Raw genomic sequence first — 23,376 nt, forward strand, 5'->3', positions numbered from 1 at the left:
CGCCGCCGGCCGCCGGCGCCGATGAACTGCGGGTGAAGAATCCGGGTCAGTCGGGTATCGACCGCGTGATGAAAACCTTCTCCTGCAAGGCGTGCGGCGCCAAGGTCAGTTACGATCCGAGCGTCAAGGCGCTGGCCTGCGCCTATTGCGGTTCGTCGTACGTGATCGAGGAAGAGCAGGCGGCCTTCGCCGAGCGTCCCAACCGGATCGTGCCGTTCGCCTTCGACAAAACCCAGGCCGAGCAGCGTTTCTGGAAGTGGCTGGGCAAGGGCTTCTTCCGCCCCCGCGATCTGACGAAAAAAAGCGCACTCAACGAAATCCGCGGGGTCTACATGCCTTTCTGGGCCTTCGACGCCGACGCCTATTCGAACTGGAGCGCCGACGCGGGATATCACTATTACGAGAAGGAGGCCTACACCGAAAAGGACCAGCAGGGCCATACGGTGACCAAATACCGCGATGTGCAAAAGACCCGCTGGCAACCGGCGAGCGGCGCGCATTCGGCGCATTACGAGGACTTCCTGGTCTCGGCCTCCAAAGGCCTGGACCAGGAATGGGTGAACAAGATCGCGCCGTTTGAACTGACGCAGGCCAAGTCCTACAACGGCGATTACCTCGCCGGTTTCGCCGCCGAGAATCCGTCGATCGACCCGGCCGGCGGCCGCGGCACGGCGGCGGTCGAATTGCAGAAAAAGGAAACCGCGGAGTGCGCGCGGCTGGTGCCGGGCGACACGCACCGCAACCTGAATGTGCGGTCGAGTTTCGCCAACTGGAATTACGACCTGGCGTTGTTGCCGTTGTGGATTTCGGCTTTCCTCTACAAGGACAAGGTGTATCGGTTTCTGGTCAACGGCCAGACGGGCGAGGTGCAGGGCAGCGCGCCGTTCTCGTGGCTGAAGCTGATTCTCGTGCTGCTGATCGCCGCCGGCGTCATCGGCGGCGCGACGCTGGTCGCGCTGCTGCTCGGCCAGCAATAGCGTTCGGTCGCCGCGGGGTAATTAGAATTTGTAATCCTTGTTTTTCGGGTCGAAGTCGCGGTCGGTCAGGCCGGTGTTGAAGCGGATTTGCGACCATTCGAAATCCTCGTTGAGCTGCCCCGCCGCGTCGTAATTGACCACCTTCAACGGCATCCCGGTGATCACGTCGTGGCTGATGACCGTGCGCGGCGAGTAATAGCGGCGCGCCGCGGCGTTGGCGAACCGGCTTTCGACGGTGTAGACCAGCCGCCCGCCCAGATCGGAGCCGCCCTTGAATTGCAGGGTCACCTCATTGGCTTTCAACCCGCGGTACAGGTTGTCGTAGATCATCTTCAGCGTGTTGCCGATGTCCAGTTCGGTCAGCTTGTGGTTGGTGTCGGCCCGCAGCAGCGACGAATCGAGGCTGAGCGAGACGGTCGCCACGGAAAGCAGGCCGCCCTCGTGCACCAGCAATTTTTCGTCCTTGCCCAGGCGGTAGATCAGTTCGCGGCCGAGGTGCGGTTCCTTGATCCACTTCATGTAGATGTCGCCCGGTTTCCGGAACTTCAGCAGGCTGGTGTTCTTTTCCTGTAGCTTGCCCTTGATCCGCTCCTGCTTGATCAGGACGCAGGAGTAGTCCTTGATCTTGGCCCAGCTTTGGGTCAGCGCCGTGTTCATCCGCTCGGGATCGATGAAAATGCCGGCGGGCGAATACCCCGGGAATCCGTAGGCCGGGTTGGCCGGATCGAAGTCGCGCGCCGTCAGGCCGGCGTTGAGCCGCAAATCGGTCAACTGGTATTTCTCGCGCAGGCCGGCCGCGTCGGTCACCTCGATGCTCTGCGGCAGGCCGTTGGCGGCGAAGGCGATGATTGCCTTGTCGGCCGGTCCGGTCATCACCAGGGTACGCGGCGCGTCGGCGGCGGCGATCTGGTGATCGTTCTGCCACGACAGCACGGCCTCGGCCAGCTTGTCGAGCGAGAGGAATTGCAGCGTGCGCAGGTAGTCGCGTTTGACGAGCGGGTCGTCGGGCGACAGGCTGGCGGCGGAAAACGAAAGCACGCCGCCGTCCTTCACCCAGACCAGGTTGTTGTTCCAGCCCGGCTTGTACAGCGCTTCGCGGCCCTGGTGCGGGCCGCCGGTCCATTTCAGGTAGACCGCGCCGCCCTTGGCGCTCTTCACCTGGATGGTTTCCGCCGGGCGCGCCTGCTTGCCGATCCGGTTCTGCAGCGTGATCGTGTAGACGCTGTCCTTGTAACCGGCGACGGCCTGCTGCAAGGCCGTCAGCAGCGGATTCGCCGCCGCGGCGCGGGACGGGCCGGCGGCCGGCAGGAAGAACAAGCCGATTCCCAGGCAGGACAAACCGAGGCCCAACTTCGCGACCCAGCGCCACCACAAACGTTTCTTCATCGGATCGTCAATCCTTTCCGGTGGGGATCGCTTTTCTTTATAGTGGATTCGCGCGGTCCATTGCAATGCGCGGCTTCGCCGGGCGCCGTCAGCCGATGATCATCTGCTCGACTTCCAGCCCGCCGCGTTCGAAGCGGCCCAGGTCGTAATTCGCCAGATCCGGATGCACACGGCCGCTGACCAGGTGATCGGCCACCATTTCCGACAGTGCCGGCGCGAACATGAAGCCGTGCCCCATCAGCCCGTGATACTGGTAAAAATTCTCGGGCCGGTCGACGTAGCCGATGATCGGGTTGGTGTCGGGCGTGATGTCGTAGAAGCCCGCCCACTGGCGCAGCACCTTCACGGCGCTCAGGCGCGGCACCAGGTCGATCATCAGACGGCTGACCTTGCGCATGAAGGCGAAGGTGCTGTTGTAATCGCTCGCCGGGCCCTTTTCGAGGCCGACGCAGGCGTAGATTTCGCCGCGCATCGTCTGCGCCACGTACATGCCGCTGTTCATCGGAATCAGGTTGGTGCCGAGGAACGAATGCAACGGCTCGGTGACGATCGCCTCGTGCTTTTCCGGATGATTGGGCAGTTCGACGCCGCACATTCGCCCGATTTGCGGCGCCCAGGCCGAGGTCGCGTTGACCACCAGGTCGGCCGCGAACGCGCCGCGCGGCGTCACCACCTGAACGATCTTCGTCCCGGCGGTTTCCAGCGCGGTCACCTCGTGGTGCGCCAGCACCTCGACGCCGAGCTGGCGGCAGACCTTGGTGTAGCCCCACACCATCGCAAAGGGGAAGCACACGCCGTCGCGTTTGTGAAAGGAGCCGAGGCGGATGCCCGCGGTGTTGATCCACGGCACCAGCCGTTTGATCTCGGTGGGCGACAAGAGCTGCGAACGAACGCCGTTCTCGTGCTGCAGGCGATCGTTCTTTTCGAACTGCGCCGCCTGCTCGTCGGTGTAGGCGAGAAACAGGTAGCCGTCCTGCCGGAACCAGTTGTTGAAGCCGGTGTCCTGCGGAAAGCTCTCGAACAGCTCCTCGCTGCGCTTCATGATGCGGATGTTGTCGGCCGTGGACCATTGGGCGCGCACACCGCCGCCGCACCGCGCCGAAGCGCCGGCGTTCAGGTGGTCGCGTTCGAGCACGGTAATATGGCGCCAGCCGCGCTTGGCCAGGTTCCAGGCCAGGGACAAGCCGACGATCCCGCCGCCGATGATGACCGTCCGCGGGCCGCTCATGGCTTTTCTCCTTCCTTGGCGCCGGCGAAGGCGGCCAGCGGCGTCCACGCCAGGGGCGGGCGGCTGGCCATCGGCAGGATTTCGGACTCGGGCACGCCTTCCTCGCGCAGCAGGCGGGCCAGATTGACCAGGCACATGCGGCCCTGGCAGGGCCCGGTGCCCAGCGCGTGAAAGCGCTTCAGCGATTCGATATCGCGCAGGCCGCTACGGATCGACTCGCGCAGTTCGTCCTCGGTGATATCCTCGCAACGGCAAACGATGGTTTTGCGCGGCATGGTGTCAATTCTCCAGCAAACGGTTCAATTCGGCTTGACGCGTTTCGTCCGGGTGCAGGTCGAGTCCCGCCGCCAGACCGGTCCGGCGACCCCGCGCCGCCGTTTCCGCGGGCGAGGCCGCGCCGAGCATTTCGCCGGTCACGAACAAATCCGCGCGGCCGGTGCGGCCGGCGCGGTCGGCTTCGACGAGGAAGCCGTGCTGTTCCGGATGGCTGATCGCCTTGGCGCCCGCCTGCGCGGCCAGTTCCCAGCTTGGCGCCGGCGGCAGGCTGGCGCAGACCAGGTCGGAGCGCAGTTCGATCGGCTCGCCGCCGTCGGTCGGCTCCAGCCGCAGGCCCTTCAGGTGGAAATTGCCGATGGCCCGCGTCACGCGGTAACCCAGGAAAATCGGGACGCCGCTGGTCTGCACCTTTTCGGCGCGGTCGCGGTCGCCCGCGATCTTCGTTTCCGCGGTCACCAGGCCCAGGACGCGCACGCCGATCTGCGGCAGGCGCTCGGCCAGCGAGAGCGCGGCGTCGTCCGCGCCGAGGATCGTGCACGACACGGCGGGGCAGATGCCCCAGCGATGGATGAGTTTCAGCAGGCCGCGCGACGAGAAAATGTTCGGCAGATCGTTGTTCGGAAACAGCGGCGGCTGGTCGTAGGCGCCGGTGGCCAGAATCGTCCGCCGGGCGGTCAGCAGAATCAGGCCGCCCTGGTGATGAATCGCCCAGAAGCCCTCGCGGTAATAGCCGACGCATTCGGCCGCCGTGACGACTTCCACGCCGGCCCGGTCCAGCGCCGCGCGACGATCGCGCACCCACGCAGGGCCATCGGCCAGGCCGTCGACCGGTTCGGGCCAGCCGGTGAAGTGGCCGCCGACCTCCGGCGCGTCCTCGAAGAGCGCCACCTTGGCGCCCGTCGCGGCCGCGGCCAGCGCGGCTTCGAGGCCCGCCGGCCCGCCGCCGATCACCGCCACCTCGACGCTCTTTTCGCGCAGGGGCGGCACGGGCGTTTCGCGGTCGGGCAGGTCGCCCAGGCCGGCGAAATGGCGGACGGATTTTTGCAGCAGCTTGTTCGCCCACTGGGGCTTGGTGAACATTTCCTGATAGTTGAAATGGCGCGGAAACAGGAAATCGATCGTGTGCAACAGGTCGTCGGTGGCCTGCGGCACGGCGTTTTCGCGCTGGACGACCATTCCGTCGCGGCAGGCGACGTGGCAGGTGCGGACGTTGGGCAGGCCGTCGACCCGCGCCAGGCAGCTCATGCAGCGGCCCGCCAGGCAGAACAGGCCGCGCGGCCGGTGGTACTTCATCGAGCGCGCGGCCGTGCGTACGCCGTTGGCGTACAGGGCGATCGCCACGGGTTCCTTGGAAAACGCCTTGAGCCGGTAGCCCTCGAAGCGGATTTGCAGCGGTTCGCCGCGATCGAATTCCCGCTCGTGATGCGTGTAGATGCGGTGATCCTTGATGCGTTGCATGGATTAATAGCGCTCCGTGTAGCTTTTGGCCTGCAGGAAAAGCCCGAGGTAATCGGCGCCGCCCGCCTTCGAGCAGGTGCCGCTCATGTTGAAGCCGCCGAACGGCTGCACGTTGACCAGCGCGCCGGTGATCTTGCGGTTGACGTACAGGTTGCCGACGAAGAACTCGCGGCGCGCGCGGTCGATCCGCTCGCGGCAGTTCGAGATCAGGCCGCCGGTTAGGCCGTACTCGGTCGCGTTGGCCAGTTTCAGCGCCTGGTCGAAATCCTTCGCCTTGAGCAGCGACAGCACCGGGCCGAAAATCTCTTCCTGGTCGAGCCGCGATCCCGGCTTCACGTTGTCGACCACCGTCGGCTGGATGAAGTAGCCGCCGTCGATTTCCACCGCTTCGCCGCCCGTGAGGATCTTCGCCTCTTTCCGGCCGATGGCGATGTAGGCGAGGATTTTCTTGTGCGACGCGGCGTTGATCACCGGGCCCAGGTAATTGGCCGGATCGACCACCGGCCCGATCGTGATTTTCTTCACCTGCTGCGCCAGCAGCTTTTTGAATTCCTCGTACACCTCGGCCACGACGATGACGCGGCTGCACGCCGAGCATTTCTGGCCCTGGAAACCGAAGGCGCTGATGGTGGCGGCCATCGCCGCTTTTTCCAGGTCGGCGGTTTCGTCGACGATCAGCGTGTCCTTGCCGCCCATCTCGACCGCGACCCGCTTGATCCACTTTTGTCCCGGCGACATTTTCGCGGCCTTTTCGACGATGCCCAGGCCGACTTCCTTGCTGCCGGTGAAGTTGATGGCGCGGACGCGCGGGTTGGTCACCAGCTCCTCGCCGCAGGTGGCGCCGGGGCCCGGCACGACGTTGAGCACGCCGGCGGGGATGCCGGCCTCGAAGAGGATCTGGGCGACCTTGTAGCCGATCAGCGGCGCGTCGGACGAGGGTTTCAGGCAGACGGTGTTGCCGGTCACCAGCGCCGCGGCGGTCATGCCGGCCAGGATGGCGCAGGGGAAGTTCCAGGGCGGAATGACGCTGACCACGCCGAGCGGAATGTAGCTGGTTTCGTTTTTCTCGCCGGGATAATACCCGACGCTCATGCCGCGCTCCCACACCAGCGCCTGGCGGGCGTAGAATTCCAGGAAGTCGATCGCCTCGGCCAGGTCGGCATCGGCCTCGACCCAGTTTTTACCGACCTCGAGCACCATCGTGGCGTTGAGTTCGAAGCGGCGCCGGCGCATGAGCTGGGCGGCGCGGATCAGGATTTCGGCTTTTTTCTGCGCGGGCTCGGCGGCCCAGGCGGGAAACGCCTTGTCGGCGGCGGCGATCGCCAGTTTGGCTTCCTCGACCCCGGCCTTGGCGAAAACGCCCAGCGACTGACTGGGATTGGCCGGGTTGGTGGTGGCGAAGGTGTGCTTGGTCTTGATTTTCTTCCCGTTGACGATCAGGGGATGGACCCAGTCCTTCTTGCCGCCTTCGGCCACCTGCAGCAGCGCGCTTTCCATGCCGGCTTTGTGGCGAGGTTCCTGGAAATCCAACAGCGGCTCGTTCGTGAACGGTCCAAACATCGGGCGTCTCCTTTCTTAAAGCGATAACGGCAAGCGTGGGCGCTTGCCGTATAAATGATCTCTCTGGCGATTAATAGGTCGCGGTCGACCGGGCCGGGAGAGCGGGATTGTGAGCGAAGTAGTCATCGGCACGTTTCGGTTTTGCTCAAGTTTGAGGGCATGCTAGCGCCGAAGATCGGCTTTGACAACCGGGTGAAAAAGCGTGTGAAAAGGAAAGGATGGCGTTTCCAGAGCGCGATGGCGGCGTTGCGGACGGAAGCCGTGGGACCGGCGAAGGATCTCCGGCGAACAGCGAGTCAGCCATGATCCCGGAGGTTCCCCATTCGCCGTTCGCCATTCCTAAATTTCGTACGTTCGCCCTTGCTCCAGCAGTTCCACGTTCAGGCCGGTTTTGCGGTAGTCGGCGGCGATTTCGGCGACGTGGGCCGGTTGCATGTGGGTGACCAGGACGCGGAGCGGCCGGTCGACCGTGGCGAGGTCCGCCGCGGCGCGGGCGGGCCAGTAATGGGCGTTTTTTTCGCCCTGGGCGGCGAGGCGGTCGGGAAACGCGGTGTCGATCAGCACCGTTTGCACGTTTCGATTCGCCGCGACGGCCCGCCAGAAGCGCGTCGTGCCCTTGCTGTCGCCCGTGTAGGCGAGCGCGACGCCGTCCCTTTCGACGATCATTCCCGCGCAAAACACCGTGTGCTCCACCGGCACCGCCGTGACGGTATACGGCCCGACCGGCGCCGGTTCGCCCTCGACGAGCGTCTGGTAAACGAGCGCCGGCGGATCGCCGACCCGGGTGAAATCGAGCCACATCGTGCCGTTGAAGACGTGTTCGCGCAGCGCGGCGATGGTCGGCGCCATGCCCGCCAGCGTCAGGCCGGCGCGCGCCGCCACCTTGATCAGCAGGAACTGCGGGATTTCCTTGAGGTGGTCGAAATGGGGATGGCTGAGCAGCACCCAGTCGATCGGCGCCATTTCGTCGGGCGACAAGGCCGAGTTGATCGTGCCGCCGTCGAGCAGCAGGCGGTCGTCGAGCAGGTAACCCGGCGAAAAATGATCGCGATCCAACCGGCCGTAACAACCCAGCACGCGCAGTTTCATCGTTTGGCTCCTTGAATTCGACGGCAGTTTGTCGCGTTTGCGGCGCGAGGGCAAACGGTTTGACGCCGGGAAACACCCGGCCTAAAGTTTCGCGAACGGGTCGAAAAGGGGACAACCATGCGCCGTTTATGCCTGGCTACTTTCATCATCATGATCGCCTGGGCCGCGACCGCCTGGGCGGATGCGCCTAAAAACGTGATCGAGGTCTACGCGCCCAATTACGATACCCTGACCGCGCTGGCCGATTACAACGTCCGCTTCGAGGACTTCGAGCGGGAAGACTGGGTGCGCATCATCTGCGACGCGAAGACGATCGACGAACTGCGGGCCGCCGGCTTCGAGGTCAACGTGCTGATCGCCGACCTCGATAACTGGGTCAAGTCGCGGGCCCAAGCGATGGCGCAGCGGCCGAAGGAAGCGCCGCCGACCGACGTCGTGCTCGATCACTACCTTACCCACGCGGAAATGACGACCTTCCTTTACGACCTGGAAGCGGCTTATCCGGACATCCTGTCCGTCGAGGAGATCGGCGACAGCGTCGGCGGCCGGGCGCTCTTCGTAGCGAAGATTTCGGATAACGTGGCGGACAACGAGGCCGAACCGGCGGTCTTCTTCGAGCACAACATCCACGGCGACGAGATCGCCGGCTACACCCTGGCGCTGTTCGTCATTCAGTGGCTGGTGACCGAATACGGCAGCGACCCCGACGTCACGGCCCTGGTCGACAACCGCGAAATCTTCATCGAGCCGCTGACCAACCCCGACGGCAATTACGACGACCCGACCTGGGGCCGCAGCCGCTACAACAACCACGGCGTCGACCTCAACCGCAACTATGGCTACATGTGGGATCCGGACGAATCCGCTCCGGGCGACGCGCCGCACAGCGAACCGGAAACGCAGGCCGTGGCCGAATTCTGGGAAGGCAACCAGCCTTTCATCTTCGGTATGTCGGGCCACAGCGGCACCGTCATTTTCCTGCACTCCTGGGGCTATATCGGTAACGATCCCGCCGACGACGCCGAATTCGATTACATCGGCGAACAATATATCTACCCCAATCATTGCACCGATCCAGAAATGAACGTCCAAGGCAGTTGCTATAATGTGCTGTACCAGGCGGTCGGCGTCACCATGGACGAAATGTACGGTTCGCACGGCATGCTGGGGTTGTCCTACGAACTGAGCTACACCAAGGAATGCTCCTGGGCCACCTCGGTCGCGGTGTGGGAAGACCACCAACCGGCGATCAAGTGGCTGTTGCAGGAAGTCGGCAACGGCCTGCACGGCACGGTGACCGACATCGATTCGGGCGATCCGGTGGGCGCCCTGGTGCAGGTCGACGGCAAGTGGATGACCTTCACCGACTACGAAGTCGGCGATTTCCACAAGTACCTGCGCGCGGGCAGTTACACCCTGCATGTGACGGCCAACAATTACGAGGATTACACGACCACCTTCGCGATCACCAACGGCGCGCCGACGAACCTCAACATCGAATTGACGCCGTCGGCCGAACCGCACACTTTCCTGTTCCGCTGGCTCTACGACGAAATGCCCAACAGCTATTCCTCCACCTATCCGCCGGCCAACGCCTTCGGCCCGCCGGACGGCGATTTCATCAGCCTGGGCAACGGCGGCTTCGCCGTGGTCGATCTGGGCCCGGACGGCATCGCCGACGATGCGGGTTCGGATCTGGTCGTCTACGAGGCGGGCAGCGACGGCGACGAGCCGTTCACGCTTTACGGCAGCAGCGGCGGACCGCACGGGCCGTGGGTGGAACTCGGCGAGGGCGACGGCACCTCGGGCTTCGATCTGGACGCCGCCGGCCTGGCGAGCGTGCGGTACCTGAAGATCGAGGACGGGGGCAGCGACCTGGATGCCGCGAACGACGGCTTCGACCTGGATGCCATCGGCACGCCGGTCTACCTCGCCGCCTTCAGCGCCGACGTCACCGAAGGCGCCCGGCCGCTGGAGGTGCACTTCACCGACCACTCGACCGGCAGCCCGACCTCGTGGTCCTGGGATTTCGGCGACGGCAACACCTCCACCGAGCAGAACCCGACCAACACCTACACCGACCTGGGCACCTACGACGTCACCCTGATCATCAACGGGCCGGAAGGCGAAAAAACCCTGACCAAGACCGCTTACATCTCGGTCATCGAATTGCCGCCGACGGTCGATTTCACCGGCACGCCCACGAGCGGCGTCACGCCGCTGGACGTGCAGTTCACCAGCGCGATCACGGGCGTCGTCGAAACGTATGCCTGGACCTTCGGCGACGGCGGCACCTCGGATGAGGCCAATCCGCTGCACACCTACGAGGCGCCGGGCGTCTATACGGTCAAGGTCGAGGTCACCGGTCCGGGCGGCTCGGTGTCGCGGCAGCGGTGGCGCTACATCAAGGTCAACTGCGGCGCGCCGATCGCCGACTTCGAGGCCGATGTGCTGACCGGCCAGGCACCGCTGACCGTCCACTTCACCAACCTCAGCGAGGTTTCGGCGGATTGCCCGGCCGCCTACCTCTGGGATTACGGCGACGGGCAGACCGGCACGGCCGCCGAGCCGCAGCACGTGTACGAAACGGCCGGCGTCTACACCGTCACCCTGACGGCCACCAACGACGGCGGCACCGATGTCGAGTCGAAAACCGGCTACATCACCGTCGAAGGCGGCGCGGACGACGATGACGACAACACGCCCGACGACGACGACAACGACGCCTCGCCCGCCGACGACGACAACGACGACGTTGACGACGATGACGACGCGGCCGGCGACGGCGATGACGACGACGATTCCGGTTGCGGGTGCTGAGCGGACTTACGAAGTGAAATAGTAGCGGGCGGCCTTCGGGTCGCCCGCGAAAAAAATCTTTCCTTCCTTACCCGAAGCGTTTATTTTAAGGTTCATGCCGCGCAAAGCCTTTCGACTGGTCTGGTTCATCTGGCTGGCCGTCGCCGCCTGCTCGCCCCTGCGCGGGCTGCCCGAAAACGCCGGTTCGGTCGGTTCGACCGACAACGGCTACCTGGTCGGCGGCATTCAATTGCCAAGCAATGACGATCTGGTGGTGTTGGAACCCGAAAAGGCCTGGGGCACCCCGGAACTGGTTCATCTGCTCGAGGCGGTGGCGGCGGACATGCGCCTGGCCTATCCGGACGCTCCGCCGCTGGTCGTCGGTCACCTGTCGCGGCGCGAGGGCGGCTCGTTGTCGCCGCATCGCAGCCACCAGAGCGGCCGCGACGCCGACGTGGCGATGTACGCCGCCGACAACAAATTGCACCGGCGGTTTCTGGACATGACCAGCGCCGAGTTGGACGTCCCGAAAACCTGGGCGCTGATCGACACGCTGCAAACCAAAGGGCGTATCCAGTACATTTTGCTCGATTGGGAAGTGCAGCAGCGCATCTACGAGGAGATTTCCCTGTTCGAGCCCGAGCAGCGGCTGGCCTCGCTGTTTCAATATCCGCGCCCCCGCCGCACCCGCGCGGGCATCGTCCGCCACGCGTCGGGCCATTGCAACCATTTGCACGTTCGCATTCACTGTCCGGAACAGGACACCCACTGCATCGAGTGACGCCGGCGAGTTTCTTGACAGCGGGTCGCCGACGAAGGCACGATGCCGCCAAGCCCGACCGATTCGTTTTTCCTGACCCGGGAGCCCGATGTGCCGACCGCGCGTTCCGCGTTGACCTTGATTCGCCGCCTCGCCGCCCTGGCGATCGGTTGCCTGACGCTGCTTGTCGCTCCGGCGATCCCGCATGCGGCCGATGACGCCGAACCGGAGCCGGCGGCCGCCGAGGCGCCCGAACCGCCCGTGGTGACGGTGACCGCGCGGCGGCTCAACGAATCGCTCGAGGATCCGGCCGCGTTCGTCGACGTCATTCGCCTGGATCAATACGCCGGCCGGCTGGTCGACACCGAGGAAGTGCTGCGTCAGGCGGCGGGCGTCAACGTGCGCAGCTTCGGCGGCCTCGGATCCTACGCCACGGTGTCCATTCGCGGCTCGAGCGCCGATCAGGTGGTCGTGCTGGTGGACGGCATCCGCCTCAACAGCACCGCGGGCGGCGGCGTCGATTTGAATTCGATTCCACCGGAACAGATCGAACGCATCGAAGTCTTGCGGGGCGGCGAGTCGTCGCTTTACGGCGAAGGGGCGATCGGCGGCGTGGTGAACATCATCACCAAACGCGGCGCGGGCGCGACCGCCAACCAGGCGTCGCTCACCACCGGTTCGTACGACACCTGGCGGCTGGCCGCTTCCCGCGGGGGCGGCGCCGGCCAATGGCGTTATTACGCGGGCGGCAGCTTCTTTCACACCGCCGGCGATTACCGGTTCGAAAACGACAACGGCACGACCCTGGATGAAAGCGACGATTTCACCGACGTGCGGCGCAACAACGAACTGGAAACGCGCAGCCTGCTGGTGCAGGCGGGTTATGCGCCGATCGCGGCGGTGGATCTGGCGGCGCAAAACGAATTGTATTCCTCCGACGCGGGCGTGCCGGGGCTGGTCACCTTTCCGTCGCCGCACGCCCATCAGAAGTTGCTGCGCGAATTGCCGGTCGTTTCGGCGGCGTGGGCCGGCCTGGGGCTGACCGACCTCAGCGGCAAGACCCAACTGAGCCTGCGCTACGAACGAGCGCAATTCCGCGACGGCTACGGCGAACAGACGGGCGTGCCGCTGGCGTCGGATCGAACCGAAACCGAACCGGCGGCGGAGCAGTCGTTCTACTACGCCTGGGGCGAACACCAGCTTTGGAATCTGACCGGCGTGTATCGCCATACGGCGCTGGCCGGCGGCGATTTCGGCGGCCCGACCCGCGACGCGTGGGGCGCGGCGCTGGGCGATCAGGCGTTCCTCTGGGCGCGGCGGGTGACGCTGACGGGCAACGTGCGCTACGACGGCATTTCCGACCTGGACGGTGCGTGGAGCCCGAAGGGCGGGCTGGCGCTTTCGCCGTGGGACTGGCTGACCGTCAAGGGCAACATCGGCCGCAGTTTTCGCGCGCCCAATTTTTCCGAGCTGTATTTCAATCAGGGGTTGGTGATCGGCAATCCCGACCTGGCGCCGGAGCGCGCGTTGCATTTTGACGGCGGCCTGCAATTGTCGTGGTTGCCGTATTTCTTCGCCGAGGGGGCATACTTTCGCAGCGAGGTGAAGGACCTGATCGAATACCAGTTGGTCGACGGCTTCCGGTACAAACCGTTCAACGTCGGTCGCGCGCGGCTGGAAGGCCTGGAACTGTCGACCCGGACCGAGGCGACGCGCTACCTGGCGCTCAGCGGCGCCTACACCCTGACCTATGCGATCGACGAAACGCCGGGCGCCAACCGCCGCGGCCGCCAGCTCCCCGGACGGCCGCGACACGTGGGGTTCGGGCGGGCGACGGGGACGGCGGGGATCTTTTCGCCGTTCGTCGAATTCAATTACGTGGCCGGCAATTACGTCACCCCGGCGAACACCAAGCTGCTGCCGGAGCGCCGGCTCTGGAACGCGGGCCTGGTGGTTTCACCCGACGAACACGCGCGGATCGGCTGGGAAATGAAGAACCTCGCCGACGAGCGCGTCGTCGACGTGCGCGGCTTTCCGCTGCCGGGTCGGTCGGTCTACCTGACGTTCGATTATTCGTTCTGAACGGGGGAGATCAACAACAGGACGTTGTCGATCCATTGCCGCGAGCTTTTTTTCAATTCCGCGACGGTCAATTCCGGGAAGGTGATCCACTCGAACCACTTGAAGAACACCCACGCTTCCATGGTAATCGCGGCGTCCGCCGGCTGCAGGTCGGCGCGAAAGAGGTTCCGGGCGATGCCTTCGGTGATGATTTTCATGACCGGCCGGCGAAACCGGGAGAAATGCCAGCGATACAGGTCGGCGACCTTTTCGGTCAGCGCTTTTTCGCGCAGGGCCAGGGTCTGCAATTCGAAAATCATCGCGTAAACGCCCGGCGCCTGCCGGTGCGACGGCATGACCGATTGCAGCAGGGTCCGCAGGCGATCGATCGGATCTTTGGTGGCGGCCAGGGCTGCTTCCATCCGCTCGAATTCGCTTTCGAGCTGGCGTTCGCAAACCAAAAAGAACAACTCGAGCTTATTCGGCGCCAGGTCGTAGAGGCTGCCCTTGCTCACCCGGGCGCGGCGCGCCACGTCTTCCAGCCGTGTGCCGCGCAGGCCGTGAATGGAAAACAACTCGTGCGCGGCCGATAAAATAGCCTCGCGCCTCGCGTCCGGATCGCGTGTTTTGGGACTCATGGCTGCGGTGATTACCTCCCCCGAAAAACATTTGACGCCCCGTGGGGAGTCCCGTCAATCCCGTCCGGGAACGGGTACGACGGCGGATTGGTGCCCGCCGGGTCCTATGGTATTCTTTTCGCTTCCCGCATGACGGAGAAAGTGGGCCATGAGCCGCTGGTTGCGTACGACTTTGATTTTCTGCCTGGCGATGCTGCTGTCGTCGTCGGCTTGCCTGCGGACGCGAGTGGACGGAACGGTGCCCAAACCGGACGCCAACGCCGCGGCGCAGCAGCCGATGCAGGCGCCGTTCGTCGAAGCGCTGCTGTTCGGGTATTGGGAAGCCGAGCCGTATACCTCCAATTGGGTGGAGACGCGCGACATCCCGCAACGGCCCGGCCTGTTGTTCGGCTGGCGGATGAAGTTGAAGGAGCCCTACGGCAAATACGTCCGGATCATCGAGCGGCTGACCGCGCCCACCGGCCCGCAGACCTGGGGCCCGCTGGAACGCCGGCATCTGGTCAGCTCCGATCACCAGGTGGCCACCGTGCCCAATTCGCTGAAGGTCCGCGAAGGTTGGATCCAGCGGTCGAATTGGATGATCAGCGAGGGCGATCCGCTCGGCGATTACCAGATGGAAATTCAGGTCAACGGGCGCATGGCGATGCGCTTCGTGTTCAAAGTGGTCCCGGATACCGGCCCGCCACCCGCGGTCGAGGAGGAGGGCGAGGATATCCAGGACGAAATCATCGAGGATGGAGAAGGGGAAGAGGAAGAGCCGGCGGTACCGGAAACCGGACCGGCGCCGCCCGCCCCCTGACGGAGATGCGAGCCGAAAAAATGCCGCAACCCAAAGCCATGTTTTCGATCGCCGATTTTCAAGCGACGCTGCAGCACCGCCAGCCGTTCATGGCGACGATCGACGGTTTTCGCCCTTCGGCGGTGTTGTTGCCGATCTTGCGCGGTCCCGACGAGGATTTCGTGCTGCTGACCCGGCGCACCGAAAAGGTGGAGCATCACAAGGGACAGATCAGCTTTCCGGGCGGCCGGCAGGACCCGGGCGAAAGCATCTTGGCGTGTGTTTTGCGGGAAACCTACGAGGAAGTCGGCGTCGCCGCCGAGACGATTCAAATCCTTGGCCGGCTGGACGATACCTGGACGCCGACGCGTTATATCATTACGCCCTTCGTCGGCGTTTTACCGTCTACCGTGAAGTTGACCGCCAATCCGGAGGAAATCGCCGAGCTGTTGATTATTCCGCTGAGCCAATTGCTTTGTCCCGATAAATATGAGGAAAATGAGATGACCCATTTCGGGCAAAGCGCCGTCGTTCCGTTCTTCTATGTCGGATCGACCATCATTTGGGGAGCGACAGCCCGGATTTTGAGGCAGTTTCTGCAACTGGCTTTTCAATGGGAGGCCAAACCTTGCGAAAGCTACTGATGATCGGCCTGATTGGTTTGTTGCTGGCGACGGTCGCTTGTCACCAGAAAGACAAGAACGCTTCCGGGGAAGAGGAATTCGGCCCCAAGGAACTGCTGCCCGACAAAACCGAGGCGAACGCCGAAACGGGCGGCACCACGATCGTCGTGGCGGGCGATGTTGTGGTTGTGGAACTGACGGTTTACCATCCGCCCTTCGTCTACCTGACCGGCGAATCGCCGGTGACGGTCATGGCGCCGGTCGAACCCCACTGTGTTTTCGAACAGGCGCTGTTTCCGATGAAAGTCGCGCGCTTTCCCTTGGAAGTCCGCTTTCAGATCGCGCCGCGCGCGGCGCCGGCTTCGTTCGTGCTGAAACTCGGCTTGCGGATCAATTACGCCTACAAATCCGACGAAAAGCCGTTGTTTAAAAACACGCTGATCGACGTTCCGCTCAAAATCGTGCCGATCGCCGAGGGGCACGTGCCGAAAATGGTGCGTATTCCGCTCGAACATTTTTTAACCGTCGCCGAAGAAGTGGAAACCCCGCCGCAGGAGAACGCTGCACCATGAAAAAACTGGATGTCAGGGGACTGGCCTGCCCCGAACCGATCGTCCGCGCCAAACGGGCCCTGCTCGATGAACGCGAACCGCAAGTGCTGCTGATCGTGGATTCGGCGGTGACGCGCGACAACCTCAAGAAATTCGCCGCCGCCAAGGGTCTGCAATTTGCCGAATCCGCGCAAGGTCAGGAATGGCAAATTACCCTTACCGCCACCGGCGAGGCCGGCGCGGGCCAGACCGCGGCGGGCGGCGTTTTGAAAAAGGGCCCGGTGGTGCTCGTTCGCCGCCGCACGTTCGGCGAGCCCAGCGGCGAGTTGGGAACGATCCTCATCCGCGCCTTTTTTAAAACGCTCGGCGATTTGGAAGTCCTGCCGGAGAAGATCATCTTCATCAACGAAGGCGTGCAACTGGCCTGTCACGACGAGGCCGTCATCGAGTATTGCGGCAAGCTCGCGGCCGCGGGCGTCGAAATCGTGAGCTGCGGCACCTGCCTCGATTACTTCAACTTGGTGTCCGGTTTGAAGGTCGGCCGGGCCGGCAACATGTACGACATTGCCGGGGCCCTGATGGAGGCCGCTCACGTCGTGGAGCCCTGAGGCATGGCCGAAAACGGACATTTGTACTTCGACAACGCCGCCACCAGCTATCCCAAACCGGCGGAAGTGTATGCGGCGCTGGATCGCTACGCGCGCGAGGAAGGCGGCTCGGCGGGGCGGGGCGCCCATGCCCGCGCCGTCGCCGGCAGCCGGTTGCTGTTCAATCTGCGCGAGGAACTGGCTGCTTTACTGGGCGGACACCCGGACCGTCTTGTGTTGACCCGCCACGCCACCGAGGCGCTCAACCTGGCGTTGTTTTCGCTGATCGAACCGGGAGCCGTCGTGGCTCACGGCGCGCTCGAGCACAATGCCGTCATGCGCCCCTTGCAGCATCTCGCGGCGACGCGCGGCGTCCGGTTGCTCGAAATCCCGGGCGACGCCGACGGCCGCCTGACCCCCGACGCGCTGCGCCGGGCGCTCGCCGCGGAGCCGATCGCCGCGGTCGTCACCCTGCACGGTTCCAACGTCAACGGCGCGATACAGGATTTGGCGGCCCTGGGCGAGTTGTGCCGAGCGCGCGAAATTCCGTTCATCGTCGATGCCGCCCAGACGGCCGGTTGCTGGCCGATCGACCAGGAAGCCATGGGCATCGACGCCTTGTGCGTCACCGGCCATAAAAGCCTGCTCGGTCCGACGGGCGTCGGCGCGTTGCTGCTCGCCGCGCGCGTCGCCGAGCGCGTCGCGCCGCTCGTTCACGGCGGCACCGGATCGGAATCGGAAAAGGAAACGATGCCCGATTTTCTGCCCGATCGGCTCGAAGCGGGCACGCCCAACACGTTCGGGGCGGCCGGCCTGTTGGCGGGGGTTCGCTACGTGACGCGGCGGACCGTGGCGGCGGTGCGCCGCCACGAGGACGAACTGCGCGGCCGGTTGCGCGAGCGGTTGCGGGCGATACCCGGCCTGCGCGTGCTGGCTGCGGACGGTGACGCGCTGGCGGTGGTCAGCGTGGTCGGCGCCGTGGCGCCATCCGACCTGGCGTTTCTCCTGAGCGAACGCTACGGCATCGCGACGCGCGCCGGATTGCATTGCGCGCCGCGCGCCCACCGCACGCTCGGCACGCTGGCGATGGGCGCCCTCCGGCTCGCGCCCGGCCCCTTGACGCCGCCGGCGGCGGTCGACGAAGTGGCCGCTGCCCTGCACGATTTGCTGGGAGCGCTGGCATGACGGTCTGCGCCTTGATCTTCCGCAGCGTTCACGACGTGCTCAAGGCCGAAAAGATCGTGCTGGGAAAAAACCTGGCGGTACGGCTGATTCCGGTTCCGAAACAAGTCGATCCCGATTGCGGAGTGGCGTTGCAGATCTCCTGCGAACAGCGTGACGAGATTCTTTTTCTGCTGGCCGAACTGCACCACCGGCTGAAGGGCGTTTACCTCGTCGATGGCACGAGGTTCTCGCCGCTCGAGGACCGATGAGCACCCGTCGCCTGGTCATGGGCACCGCCGGTCACATCGATCACGGCAAAACCAGCCTGATCAAAATGCTGACCGGCGTGGATTGCGACCGCCTACCCGAGGAAAAAGCCCGCGGCATCACCATCGAACTGGGCTTCACCCATCTGGAACTGCCGTCCGGTTTCGCCGTCGGCGTGGTGGACGTGCCGGGGCACGAGCGTTTCGTGCGCGCCATGGTGGCCGGCGCGGCGGGCATCGACTTCGTGCTGTTCGTCGTCGCCGCCGACGAGGGCGTCATGCCGCAAACCCGCGAGCACTTCGCCATCTGCCGCCTGCTGGGCCTGCGCCACGGACTGATCGCCCTGACCAAGGCCGATCTGGTGGACGACGAGATGCTCACCCTGGTGAAAGACGAGCTGGCCGAGCTGACGGCCGGCACTTTCTTGGCGGCGGCGCCCGTGGTGCCGGTCAGCGCCGTGACCGGCGCCGGCCGCGAAGCGATCCGGCAAGCGATCGACGACGTGGCCCGGGCGGTCGTCGAACGCAGCGACAGCGGCATCTTCCGCCTGCCGATCGACCGGGTGTTCACGATCAAGGGTTTCGGCACGGTGGTCACGGGCACCTGCATCGGCGGGCAGGTCGCGGTGGGCGACGAGGTGGAGATCCTGCCGGAAGGGCGGCGGGCCCGGGTGCGGGGGTTGCAGGTTCATGAAAAGCCGGTCGAGGCCGCTTACGCGGGGCAGCGCACGGCCGTGAATCTGCAGGGCATCGAACTGCAGGAAGTATCCCGTGGCGCCATGCTCGCGACGCCGGACGTTCTGACGCCGACCCAAATCATCGACGTCGAAACGGAGCTGCTGCCCGAGGCCCCGCGCCCGATCAAGCACCGCAGCCTCGTGCGGGTCCATTGTTACACCCGGGAAGTCATGGCCCGCGCGGTGCCGCTCAATTTCGAGGTGCTGGAAGCCGGCCAAACGGGGCTGTTGCAACTGCGGTTGGCCGAGCCGCTGATCGCCCTGCCGGGCGACCGTTTCGTGTTGCGCTCGTATTCGCCGGTGCTGACGGTCGGCGGCGGCACCATCCTGAACTCGCAGGCGAACAAACACCGCGCGCCCTATGCGGAGGCGCTGGCCGATCTGCAGATCCTGCGCACCGGGACGCTGGCCGACCGCCTGGCCGTGCACTATCGGCAGGCGGGTCGTTACGGCCGGCGGCTGGCGCGCCTGGCGCCACTGGTCGGGCTGCACGAAAAGGGATTGCGCGAGGAATACCAGAAACTGCTCAGCTGCCGCCGGATCGTGCGGATCGACGCCGACACCGAAAACGCCGTCGACGCCGAAGTCTTCGCCGCTTTACAGGCGGAACTGTTGGAACTGGTGGCCGCCCATCACCGCGACCACCCGTACGAGCCCGGCATCAGCCGGGCCGAATTGCTCGGCCGCGCGGGGGTGGGCGCCGAGGCGAAAGTCGTGCAAAAAGCCCTGTCCGCCCTGGCCGCGGAAAAGAAGGCGGTCATCGAGGGAAATCTCGTCCATGCGCCGACGCACGACGCGGCGGCCGACGAGGCCATGCAACGATCGGTCGCGCGGCTGCACGAAGCGATCCGCCAGGCGGGGATGGCCGCGCCGACCTACAAAGAGTTGCAGGAAACCGAACCGGACCCGAAATTGCTCGATCAGGCCCTGGCGGTGCTGACGCGGGAAAGCCGGATCCGGCGCGTCGGTCCGACGCTGTTTTACGACGCGGCGGTGCTGGCCGAGGCGCAGGAGCGATTGACGGCCTACCTCGCCGCGCACGGTGATATCGACGCCCAGGGGATGAAGACGCTATACGGCATCAGCCGCAAGTGGACCATTCCGCTCGCCGAATATTTCGACGCCCAGCGCCTGACCCTACGCGTCGGCGACAAGCGCACGCTTCGCCGGATGAAGTAGCGTTTCGCCGATGCGGCGGTCGTTTTCCGCGGCGCTCAATCTTTTTTAAACACCGCATGGATGAATTTGCTGAACCGGCCGCGCAACCCTTCGCGGTGGCGATAGACCAGCCGGGCTTCCGGCAGTTCGATGACGTCGCCGTCGCGCAGCAGCCGTTCGGTGACGCGTCGGCCGTTGACGAAGGTGCCGTTTTCGCTTTTCAGATCGACGAGCAGGCAACCGGCGGCGTTGTTTCGGATTTCCGCGTGATGGGCGCTGACGGCCGGCGCGGTCAGCCGCAGGTGGCAATCGGCGGCGCGGCCAAGGCGAAAGACCGGCATCGCCAGCAGGTAACAGCCTTCGATCTGTTCCGCGCCGGTCGTTTCGAGCCGGGGAAAGCGGGCGACCTGAAGCTTCTTCTCGAACGCGCTTTCCAACAAGTCGTGCTTGCCGCGCGCCAGAGTGAGATCGAACGAACCGGCCGTCTCGCTGGTTTCCCGGGGCGCCGTCGTGGCGCCGCGCGGGTCGAACAACTCGGCGATCTGGTCCTTCGACAGCGCCATGGTGCGCTCCAGCGCCGCGTCGTCCCGCTCGTTTTCGCTGACGGCGAACAGGTTGGAGCCGAGAATCAGCAAGTCGCCGACGCAGAGCGGCACGGGATCGTGGATGCGCCGGCTGTTGACGAAAACGCCGTTGGTGGATTGCTGGTCGCGGATGACCGGGCCGGCTTTTTCGATCATCAGCAGCGCGTGCCAGCGCGACACGTCCGGGTCGGTCAGAATGATGTCGTTGGATGGGTCGCGGCCGATCGTCAAGCGGGACTTGTATAGGGGAAAAAGCAAAACCTGCCCTTCGCCATCGGTGCTTTTCAGTTCGAACATGCCTGGCCTCGTCGGTTGCCGGCGGCGGTCGCCGCGGTGCGCTAGCTTTTCGATAACTTAGAAGACCGGACCGGTTTGTCAAACGGCCGGGGCGAGCGGTTCGTCGCCGGCGCACTAGGGTTGAGGGAACGGAATCGGGAAAACGGTTTGTTGCAGCACCAGCGGCTCGATCCGATTCGCCGGATCATCGGTGATCCAGGTCATAAAACGATCCGTATAGCGTAGGTAATACAATGAATAAGTCGCTTGCAGGGGAAACGCCACATCCGGTGGGATCTCGATATTGTACTCGTCCAGATAGGGATGATCCGGCGAAATCCATTTGCGGTTGATAATGTCTACATAGGACAGCGAATCCATCGGCTCGATCCAGTTTCCGGTCGCGTCCACTTCCAGCCGGCCCAACTGGTGATCCGGCACGTCGGGGGAACCGCTCTTCCAGATCTCGCGACCCAGATTGTCCCGGATTTCCAACGCCAGCCAGGATCGGGTGATATTGGCGAAAAGGGAACTGGGAAAATCGTGCGCGACGTTGCGACTGGCTGCGGTCAGGCCGAGCCGCAGTCGCCAGGGCTGGGCGGAGCGGTCCCAGACCATGGTGGTCAAATTGAAAAGAAAATGGCCCTTTTTATCGCCGACTAGATTGTCGAGGCCGCGGATTTTATTCAACGTGCGGGCGTAATTGTTGACCCGATAGGCTTTCAGTGTTTCGTCCAAAAAGGTCGATAGCTGGTACAGCGGCACCAACTCGGATCGCAGCCATAGCTTTTGATTGTCGGCGAAGAGGACGAGTTGCTCTTGCTGCGTCGCTTCGGTTTCCAAGGCGGTTTTCGGCAGCAGATAATGGATGCCGAACATCCGGTGATCCTGCCAGGTGTATTGGTACTCATCTCGTTCCAAGCGGGGCATGTGGCAGGATTGGCATGGAAAGGTTTTGGCGAAGGACGAAGCGCGATAGGAACTGACGTTGTCGAGCGGAATGTGCAAATGGCCGTTTCTGGTCGATTCCAGCGAATGGCAAGGAAAACAGCCGCTGCCGTCCTTGGTGATCGGCGGCGCGAAATCCTGCACATGTTCCAGAACGCTACGCAGCATATAGGCCTGCCGTTGATCGGAATCCTGATAAAGCCGATCAACCCGCGGCAGTGATACGGCGTATTCGCCGTTTTTATCGTTGGCCCGGCGCATCAGGTGACAGGCGCGGCAACTGACCCCTTCGCTTTGACGGACATGCTCCGGATCGATCAGCAAACCTGGATTCTCGTTGAACGATACCGCCGGATCATGGCAAACGGCGCAATGACGCAGAATTTCGGTTCCATGCTTTGCCGCCAAAGCCTGCGCCGTTCGCTGAAAAGGAAGATTTTTTGCGGCATAAGCGTGAACGGAAACAACCCATTGGCGATAGGGCACTTCATGGCATTTTTTGCATTCGATGCTTTTTTCAAGCGTCGCCGGAGGTAAATTTCGGAAGATCAGGTTTTCTTTTTTTGCCAGCGGTTCGGTGACGTATTGGTGGCGATCAAGCGAGGCTTGAATCAAATGCTGTTTGGCTTCGGTAAAGGAATAAAACGCCAAACCGGTGGCGGCGCAAAGGATCAGCGCCGGAAGATAGTAAGCGTGTCGCCAACGAGTCGGAAAAAAGAGCCGGGAAGACAGCAACAGCAGGTAATACCCACCGAAAAAAAACAGACCGAAAGCAAAAAGCGAATGAATTTTCCGGTAGAAAAAGGCAAACCGCAGGGCGACCGGATTTAAGGTTGAATAGATCCCGGTGATCACGACGAGAAGCAGAAAATAATGAGCCAGGCACCACCAACGGGTCAGCATGGCATCCCGATGTACGGGACCGCGGGTGAATACCAGGTAAAACAAGATTAACGGGAGAACGGAAATATTGACGAAAAAAACCAAGAGCAAGGGGACCGGTGCCAGGAGAGACCAAATCATTAATAATGGGTAGGCCAGAAAGGAAATGGTCAGCAATTTGGAGTGGAAGCGCCATAAGGCGAACAACAAATAGAGAAGCGTCAGCAAGGCGAATAACGAACCGATGACGGTATGCAACTGCAATTGCCGTTCATAAACCGGCGCCAGACTCAGGTTACAAACGAGCCAACCGGTGTTGAGCCAGAGGATCAGGAGACTGGCGAGATAGAGAAAAGACAGCAAACCGAGGCCGATTCTTTGTTTACGTCCGGGAGGGCGAATGGCCGGTGCGAGGGGAGACGCCGGTTCCACGTCGGCCGGTGGTTGAAGCCAGTGGCGAGAAAGAAAACGGAAGAAAGCGACCAAAATCCAACCGTAGACGGCGGCCATCAACAGGCCGGCTAGGGAGATCAGCAAATTAATGCCGACGCTTTGATAATCTCCCTCCCGCCAAGGTGTAATGCTGTTGG

Annotated in this window: 20 protein-coding genes; 11 read left to right on the forward strand and 9 right to left on the reverse strand. The window is 63.7% G+C overall.

Features of this window, described 5'->3' with window-relative positions; all coding sequences use genetic code 11:
- Positions 1 to 977 (forward strand): zinc ribbon domain-containing protein (locus tag GX444_11525; GenBank protein NLH49218.1); only part of this gene is annotated, 977 nt, incomplete at its 5' end.
- Between the two features lie 21 nt (positions 978 to 998).
- On the opposite strand, the gene GX444_11530 is transcribed toward GX444_11525, so the two are convergent.
- The 6 genes from GX444_11530 to GX444_11555 form a co-directional block, all read right to left on the reverse strand.
- On the reverse strand, positions 999 to 2,363 hold the full coding sequence (locus GX444_11530; GenBank protein NLH49219.1) for a DUF1571 domain-containing protein: 1,365 nt from the start codon (positions 2,361 to 2,363) through the stop codon (positions 999 to 1,001).
- A gap of 88 nt (positions 2,364 to 2,451) precedes the next feature.
- Entirely contained in the window at positions 2,452 to 3,591 is a 1,140-nt protein-coding gene (locus tag GX444_11535) for an FAD-binding oxidoreductase (GenBank protein NLH49220.1), read from the reverse strand.
- Positions 3,588 to 3,866, reverse strand: coding sequence for a (2Fe-2S)-binding protein (locus GX444_11540; protein ID NLH49221.1), 279 nt, complete (start codon positions 3,864 to 3,866; stop codon positions 3,588 to 3,590). Before GX444_11540 ends, GX444_11535 begins: the two co-directional genes overlap by 4 nt.
- Before the next feature lie 4 nt (positions 3,867 to 3,870).
- Positions 3,871 to 5,325 carry an FAD-dependent oxidoreductase gene (locus GX444_11545; GenBank protein ID NLH49222.1) on the reverse strand — a complete coding sequence of 485 codons (1,455 nt, stop codon included), beginning with the start codon at positions 5,323 to 5,325 and terminating at the stop codon, positions 3,871 to 3,873.
- A 3-nt stretch (positions 5,326 to 5,328) separates the two neighbouring features.
- Entirely contained in the window at positions 5,329 to 6,885 is a 1,557-nt protein-coding gene (gene pruA / locus GX444_11550) for an L-glutamate gamma-semialdehyde dehydrogenase (GenBank protein ID NLH49223.1), read from the reverse strand.
- A 339-nt stretch (positions 6,886 to 7,224) separates the two neighbouring features.
- Positions 7,225 to 7,974, reverse strand: coding sequence for a hypothetical protein (locus GX444_11555; protein NLH49224.1), 750 nt, complete (start codon positions 7,972 to 7,974; stop codon positions 7,225 to 7,227).
- A gap of 117 nt (positions 7,975 to 8,091) precedes the next feature.
- Between GX444_11555 and GX444_11560 the strand changes: the two genes are divergently transcribed.
- From GX444_11560 to GX444_11570, 3 genes are all read left to right on the forward strand, one after another.
- The gene (locus tag GX444_11560; protein NLH49225.1) at positions 8,092 to 10,794 is read left to right on the forward strand and encodes a PKD domain-containing protein; all 2,703 of its coding nucleotides are present in this window, start codon (positions 8,092 to 8,094) and stop codon (positions 10,792 to 10,794) included.
- A 94-nt stretch (positions 10,795 to 10,888) separates the two neighbouring features.
- Positions 10,889 to 11,554, forward strand: coding sequence for a hypothetical protein (locus tag GX444_11565; protein ID NLH49226.1), 666 nt, complete (start codon positions 10,889 to 10,891; stop codon positions 11,552 to 11,554).
- Between the two features lie 42 nt (positions 11,555 to 11,596).
- A complete protein-coding gene (locus GX444_11570; GenBank protein NLH49227.1) occupies positions 11,597 to 13,615 on the forward strand; it encodes a TonB-dependent receptor in 2,019 nt (672 codons plus the stop codon).
- On the opposite strand, the gene GX444_11575 is transcribed toward GX444_11570, so the two are convergent.
- Positions 13,603 to 14,232, reverse strand: coding sequence for a TetR/AcrR family transcriptional regulator (locus tag GX444_11575; protein NLH49228.1), 630 nt, complete (start codon positions 14,230 to 14,232; stop codon positions 13,603 to 13,605). The two genes, GX444_11570 and GX444_11575, sit on opposite strands and share 13 nt — an antisense overlap.
- 148 nt (positions 14,233 to 14,380) lie before the next feature.
- On the opposite strand from GX444_11575, the gene GX444_11580 reads away from it, so the two are divergent.
- From GX444_11580 to selB, 7 genes are read left to right on the forward strand one after another with little or no spacing between them, the layout of a single operon-like run.
- The gene (locus tag GX444_11580; GenBank protein ID NLH49229.1) at positions 14,381 to 15,031 is read left to right on the forward strand and encodes a hypothetical protein; all 651 of its coding nucleotides are present in this window, start codon (positions 14,381 to 14,383) and stop codon (positions 15,029 to 15,031) included.
- A gap of 20 nt (positions 15,032 to 15,051) precedes the next feature.
- Entirely contained in the window at positions 15,052 to 15,654 is a 603-nt protein-coding gene (locus GX444_11585; protein ID NLH49230.1) for a CoA pyrophosphatase, read from the forward strand.
- Entirely contained in the window at positions 15,639 to 16,205 is a 567-nt protein-coding gene (locus tag GX444_11590; GenBank protein ID NLH49231.1) for a hypothetical protein, read from the forward strand. The genes GX444_11585 and GX444_11590 overlap by 16 nt, the downstream gene beginning before the upstream one ends.
- Positions 16,202 to 16,792: a sulfurtransferase-like selenium metabolism protein YedF gene (gene yedF, locus GX444_11595; protein NLH49232.1), complete on the forward strand. Its 591-nt coding sequence runs from the start codon at positions 16,202 to 16,204 to the stop codon at positions 16,790 to 16,792. The genes GX444_11590 and yedF overlap by 4 nt, the downstream gene beginning before the upstream one ends.
- Before the next feature lie 3 nt (positions 16,793 to 16,795).
- A complete protein-coding gene (locus GX444_11600; GenBank protein ID NLH49233.1) occupies positions 16,796 to 17,956 on the forward strand; it encodes an aminotransferase class V-fold PLP-dependent enzyme in 1,161 nt (386 codons plus the stop codon).
- A complete protein-coding gene (locus GX444_11605) occupies positions 17,953 to 18,204 on the forward strand; it encodes a DUF3343 domain-containing protein (GenBank protein ID NLH49234.1) in 252 nt (83 codons plus the stop codon). The genes GX444_11600 and GX444_11605 overlap by 4 nt, the downstream gene beginning before the upstream one ends.
- Positions 18,201 to 20,117, forward strand: a complete 1,917-nt coding sequence (selB, locus tag GX444_11610) for a selenocysteine-specific translation elongation factor (GenBank protein ID NLH49235.1) — start codon at positions 18,201 to 18,203, stop codon at positions 20,115 to 20,117. Before GX444_11605 ends, selB begins: the two co-directional genes overlap by 4 nt.
- A gap of 35 nt (positions 20,118 to 20,152) precedes the next feature.
- Here selB and GX444_11615 read toward each other — a convergent pair whose 3' ends face one another.
- Together GX444_11615 and GX444_11620 are read right to left on the reverse strand one after the other, a co-directional pair.
- Positions 20,153 to 20,977, reverse strand: a complete 825-nt coding sequence (locus GX444_11615) for an FHA domain-containing protein (protein NLH49236.1) — start codon at positions 20,975 to 20,977, stop codon at positions 20,153 to 20,155.
- A 114-nt stretch (positions 20,978 to 21,091) separates the two neighbouring features.
- On the reverse strand, positions 21,092 to 23,149 hold the full coding sequence (locus GX444_11620; protein NLH49237.1) for a hypothetical protein: 2,058 nt from the start codon (positions 23,147 to 23,149) through the stop codon (positions 21,092 to 21,094).
- Between the last annotated feature and the right edge of the window lie 227 nt (positions 23,150 to 23,376).

The sequence above is a fragment of the Myxococcales bacterium genome, from assembly GCA_012517325.1.
Lineage (GTDB): Bacteria > Lernaellota > Lernaellaia > Lernaellales > Lernaellaceae > JAAYVF01.